The organism is Planctomycetota bacterium, assembly GCA_039182125.1.
GTDB lineage: Bacteria > Planctomycetota > Phycisphaerae > Tepidisphaerales > Tepidisphaeraceae > JBCDCH01.
Map to the genome: position 1 here is coordinate 1 of JBCDCH010000124.1, position 4,991 is coordinate 4,991.

Genomic DNA, 4,991 nt, shown 5'->3' on the forward strand with positions numbered 1-4,991 from the left:
CTTCAACAACCTGTTCCTCAACGGGAGGTGTTACAGCCGGTGCCGGCTCTTCGACGACCGGAATGCTGCGGTCTTCGTCGAGCATCGCGCGGTTTCGTCGGAGGAAGTTTTTCACGACGTTCCACTGCACCGGTGACACCGGAACCACGCTGCCGTCGGCCCCGTTGGACAGGCCACGCAGCCAGAGGATGCCGTGCTCGCTCGTCTGATCGCTATTGATCACACGGTCGAACTTCTCCAGCCCGGCGTCGAGGAACTGCCGACACACGCCGTCCAGTTTCGTGAACATCCGCGCGGCCTCGGCGTCATCCGCCGAGTCGACCAACGCCAGCCGAATCGCCGGCGTGTCCTTCGTCACCATACCCTTGAGCGTGCGATAGCCGGAGACCACGCCCTCGTGATCAGAAGTCGCCAGCAGCGTCCAGTCGTCAACGAGTTGCAGCAACGACCCCGCCTCGGCACGACGCGGATCGGGCAAAAGCAGCAGCCAATGGTCGACGTCGTAATCGAGTTCGTGCAGTGCTTCACGAATCCGCTTGGGATCCATGCGCCCTTCGATGGGTCGGCCGCGCATCGGCGGAAGATCCGCCGGCACTGGGTCGTGCTCGACCAGGTGCAAACGAAACTCGCTTCCATCGACCTGTACCAAACCCACACGCCCGCCGTCCCGGCACAAGTGCCCAGCGTACTCGCGGCAACGGATGAAGTAGCTGCCGTTGAGCCCGGCCCCGAGGACCGCGGTGACCGGCCGGCCGATCGGGTCCATGCCGTCGCCGGCTTCGTCGAGTTCCGGCTCATGCGTCGGGGCCTCACCGGGCACCTCCGCATGGACCGGGAGTCCGTTCGCCCCATCGTCCTTCCCGCCCGGCGGCGTCCGCTTCGGCGGATTCTCGCCGCGGATGTTGCTCAGGAAGTGATGGCTGATGTCACTGATGTTGCGCTTCGGCTGATCCATGAAATTCCCTACAGGCGGCGGCGGACGAAAACGAATCGCGGACGGTTCAGCCGACTTCGACGATGTTGTTGAGCTCGCCGAACTGGTTCGCTTCGACGTAGGTGTTGTGCGGGTCGGTCACCCAGTCGCCGTCGACGATCAGGCGGTAGCGGTATCGGCCCGGTGCGAGCGGGAGAACCGTCTTGAACATCCCCGGCCGCGTGCCCGGCTGCATCGGCGTGACCGCCGACCAGTTGTTGAAGTCGCCAGCGACCATGACCGTTTCCGCGTCGTCGAACTGACACGAAAACTCCACGCTCCCGCCGACCTGCCGGACGCCGTAGATGGCTTCGAGCTTCTCTTGGGTGCTCGGCTGTGGCTTCTGATCGGGCAGCCGCTGGATGATCGCCTCGGGAACCGGCGCGGTGCTCGTTTCGTTTGCCGTGGCCGGCTCGCGGGTGAAGGTCTCGCTGCCGCCGAACTTGCTGTTGGCAATCTGGGCCAGCTGACGGGCGCGTTGCACCAGCTCGGCCGGACGGCTCATCGGCTCGCCGCTGACCGCCGGCGTGTTCGTGACCGGCGTGCCCATCAACTCACGCGCGAGACTGACAAAGTCCTTGAATCCACGGCTGCCCGGGTCGTACTCCGTGATCGGCTGACCGAAGCTGGCGGCTTCCTTGAGCTTCGTGTTGAAGTTGATCACGCTCTTCATGAGCGAATCGCCGAACCGTTGGCGAAGCTCGGTGAGCACCTCGCGGGCCAGCTTGGTGCGCGTGTCGTACATCGTCGGAAGGATGCGGACCGCGATCGACTTGCCGGCGATGTCCTTGAGTTCCTCGAGCGTCTCGAGCATCCGGGCAAGGCCGTGCAGTGAGAAGTAGCCGGTCTCGACCGGGACGATGCACTCGTCGGCGGCGTAGAGCGCGTTGAACGTCAGCGCGCCGACGCCGGGCGGGCAGTCGATGACGCACCAATCGTACTTGTCGGATACGGCATCGAGCGCCTGGTGCAAACGGAGTTCGCGTCCGGGCCGACCGGCGAACATCGGCTCGAACGCCGCGAGCTTCACGTTGCTGGGCGCCAAGTCGAAGTCGCTTGCGATCTGCCAGACGATGTCGGTGATCCTTGCCGGCTTGGTCGGGACTTTGCCGATGACGTCGCCCTCTTCGATGAGCGTGTCGAGGATCGTCCGCTCGACCTGCTCCTCGGGGACCGCCAGCCCGGTCGCGCAGTGGCCTTGCGGGTCCATGTCGACCAGCAGCGTTTTGTGACCGAGTTTCGCAAGACAGGCGGCGAGGTTGATCGCGCTGGTGGTCTTGCCGCAGCCGCCCTTTTGATTGATGATCGCGACAGTTCGCATGGTTGCCACTTCGTCCCTTCGGGATCCAGACGGGATGGACCATCCCGCCAACAAGCTCAGTGAATATCGGACCCGGCGTCCGACCTCTGGGAAGATCGGCAAGATGGGCGGCGAGGCTTGAGGATTCTCGGACGTTGACCGAAAGCGTTTTCTACGCTGCCAGACGCATCGGCGTGTCCTGCCGATGCTGGTATGTCGCGACCGCCGACCGCAGTGCGGCAACAACCTCGGAGGCAGGCGCGTTGGTGACCTGGCGTAGCGTGGCGAGGTGTTTTTCAACGCTGGCAGGCTCGACGCCGTTGCTCCGCAGAACGCGGATTTTCTCGCACCGAGTCGGCAGCGCCGGCTCGTCGTCCTCGGCGAGTTCCTCCTCGAGTTTTTCACCCGGGCGGATGCCGCTGAACTTGATGCGGATGTCGCTGCCGGGCACCAACCCCGCCCGGCGGATCATCGCCTCGGCGAGATCGAGAATCCGCACCGGCTCGCCCATTTCCAGCACGAAAATCTCCCCGCCCTGCCCGATCGTCCCGGCCTGCAATACGAGCTGGGCGGCTTCGGGGATCGTCATGAAAAACCGCCGCATGTCCGGATGCGTCACCGTCACCGGCCCGCCCGCGTCGATCTGGCGTTGGAAGATCGGAACCACGCTGCCGTTGGACCCGAGCACGTTGCCGAATCGCACCACCGATGTGCGGGGACCGTCACCCGCACAAACGATCATCTCGCCGACGCGCTTGGTCGCGCCCATGACGCTCGTCGGCCGGACCGCCTTGTCTGTGCTGATGAATACCAGTGCCTCGACGCCAAACTCGGCCGATGCCTCGGCGACGTTCTGGGTGCCGAAGACGTTGTTCTTCACCGCCTCGCCGGGGTGCCGCTCCATCATCGGTACATGCTTGTGTGCGGCCGCGTGCAGAACCACCTGCGGCCGGTGATCAGCGAAAACGTCGTTGATCCTGTGCTTATCGGTCACGTCGGCGATGACCGGCTCGACGCTCTCGCCGACCCATTTCTCACGCAACTCGCGGTCGATCTCGAACAGCGCATTCTCGAACCGTTCGACCGCGATGAGCGTTTCCGGACAAAACCGCATGATCTGGCGGCACAGTTCCGACCCGATCGACCCGCCGGCACCGGTCACCATCACGCGTCGGCCGGCCAGGAAACGTTGCACAGCCGGTTCGTCGAGCCGGACCGGCTCACGCCCCAGCAACTGCTCCTCGATGGTCGGCTCCACCGGCGCGACCGCCGCCGGGATGTTCGGCATCTGCTGGGCTGGCGGCTTTCTAGACTTGCGCAGGCGTTTCCACACCAAGCCGTTATCGGCCCGGCGCGGGGGGCGGCATGAGGGATCAGTTCAGACGCTTGTCGAACACCAGCTCGTGCCGAAGTTGTTCTCCGCCGTCAGGCTTCCAGATCAGCAGCAGACGCGCGGTGCCGTTGAACCAACGCCAGTCGTCCTCGTCGTCCCGACGCAACGTCGCCCCGCCGCGCGGTCCGAGCAGAATGCCGCCCTCGTCGTACGCCCGGCTCGTGCCGATCTCGTCGGTCGCCGCGATCACACCGGTCACCCGGGGCGGCAGATCGAAACGTGTGCTCGTCCGAGGCAGCAACGTCCGCTCGATCAAAACATGCCGACGGCCGTTCGGATCGACCGACACCGAGCCCGGCTCGACCAGCGTCACCGGCACGTCCGTGTCATTGAACGCGATCACGCTCAGACCCGCGGCATTGCGCGCGATGGAATACATCAACCCTGATTGCTGGACCGTCAACGTGTCACCGGCGTCGAGGTTACTGGCCACGCCAAGCCCTCGGACTTCGTACGTCGAAGTTCCGGTGCAACCAACGACCGTGGCGAGCATGACCACAACAAGGGAGAAAGTGGTGCGCATGACCGATGGTAACCGGGCCGAACTCGATAGCATGTCTCCCATGCAGAAACGCAAAGCCGATACCCTTTTCGGTGCATTGCTGCTTGGCCTGCTCGGCGTGGGTATCGGGCTGCTCTTCGGCATGGCGTGGGCGAGCCCGGACCCTGCCTCGCCCGGCGAAAAGATCGGAACCCAACGTTTCATGCGCTCGGTCTTCCGCAACGTGCCCAACACCAACGACCCGCGTATCCGCAACATCATCGTCTATCCGGCGGTCGACGATCCCGACGGTCAGCCGATCTATCGCGTGACCTTCGAGCGATACGAACGCTACCGAGAGCCCGGCGTGGAAGGCGTGCAGGAGTCCTGGAGCAACCAGTACATCGACGCGCGAACGCCGTTCGTTGCGGGGGAAGGGCGCGACTTTTCCGTCGTCGACTGGCTCAACCAGATGGCCGAGCAGCGCGAGGGGCTTTCGATCGCCAAGGCGTGGTGGAAGGAGCCGGCGCTGAACCTGGCCGTGTTCGGCGCGGGCTGGGGGGTGCTCGGTTTGGCGGTCGGCGGCGTGCTCGGGCGCCGGGGCGTGCTTCGCATGCCGACACTTCCCGAGCGTGCCCCCAAGCCCCGACCGAAACCAACACCCCCACCGCCCGCCGAGCCCGAACCGACGACCGAGGAGATCGAGGAACATCACCGCAAAACGCGCGGCGAGTTTTATCCGGTACTCGAAAACGAGGAAGAACAGTCGAAATAGTCCCGGGGGTTCGAGCGTTTCACTGGCATCCCCAACGGAGCAATCCCATGAAGCTGCAGATGATCTCGA

At 64.6% G+C, this 4,991-nt stretch carries 5 protein-coding genes; 1 reads left to right on the forward strand and 4 read right to left on the reverse strand.

Annotation, left to right across the window (positions count from 1 at the left end; translation table 11 throughout):
* The 4 genes from AAGD32_18295 to AAGD32_18310 all read right to left on the reverse strand — a co-directional run.
* On the reverse strand, window positions 1-955 hold a 955-nt coding region (locus tag AAGD32_18295; protein MEM8876200.1), incomplete at its 3' end, for a hypothetical protein.
* A gap of 46 nt (window positions 956-1,001) precedes the next feature.
* Complete coding sequence (locus AAGD32_18300) at window positions 1,002-2,294, reverse strand: AAA family ATPase (GenBank protein ID MEM8876201.1); 1,293 nt, start codon at window positions 2,292-2,294, stop codon at window positions 1,002-1,004.
* 151 nt (window positions 2,295-2,445) lie between these two features.
* Window positions 2,446-3,561 carry a polysaccharide biosynthesis protein gene (locus tag AAGD32_18305; protein ID MEM8876202.1) on the reverse strand — a complete coding sequence of 372 codons (1,116 nt, stop codon included), beginning with the start codon at window positions 3,559-3,561 and terminating at the stop codon, window positions 2,446-2,448.
* An 85-nt stretch (window positions 3,562-3,646) separates the two neighbouring features.
* Complete coding sequence (locus AAGD32_18310) at window positions 3,647-4,189, reverse strand: hypothetical protein (GenBank protein MEM8876203.1); 543 nt, start codon at window positions 4,187-4,189, stop codon at window positions 3,647-3,649.
* Between the two features lie 40 nt (window positions 4,190-4,229).
* On the opposite strand from AAGD32_18310, the gene AAGD32_18315 reads away from it, so the two are divergent.
* Window positions 4,230-4,922 (forward strand): hypothetical protein, encoded by a 693-nt coding sequence (locus AAGD32_18315; protein MEM8876204.1) that lies wholly within the window; start codon window positions 4,230-4,232, stop codon window positions 4,920-4,922.
* Window positions 4,923-4,991 lie beyond the last annotated feature (69 nt).

Bases quoted from the DNA above. Each gene is read 5' to 3' on its own strand.
- AAGD32_18300 (MEM8876201.1), bottom strand. From the start codon at position 2,294: ATGCGAACTGTCGCGATCATCAATCAAAAGGGCGGCTGCGGCAAGACC.
- AAGD32_18305 (MEM8876202.1), bottom strand. From the start codon at position 3,561: ATGCCGAACATCCCGGCGGCGGTCGCGCCGGTGGAGCCGACCATCGAG.
- AAGD32_18310 (MEM8876203.1), bottom strand. From the start codon at position 4,189: ATGCGCACCACTTTCTCCCTTGTTGTGGTCATGCTCGCCACGGTCGTT.
- AAGD32_18315 (MEM8876204.1), top strand. From the start codon at position 4,230: ATGCAGAAACGCAAAGCCGATACCCTTTTCGGTGCATTGCTGCTTGGC.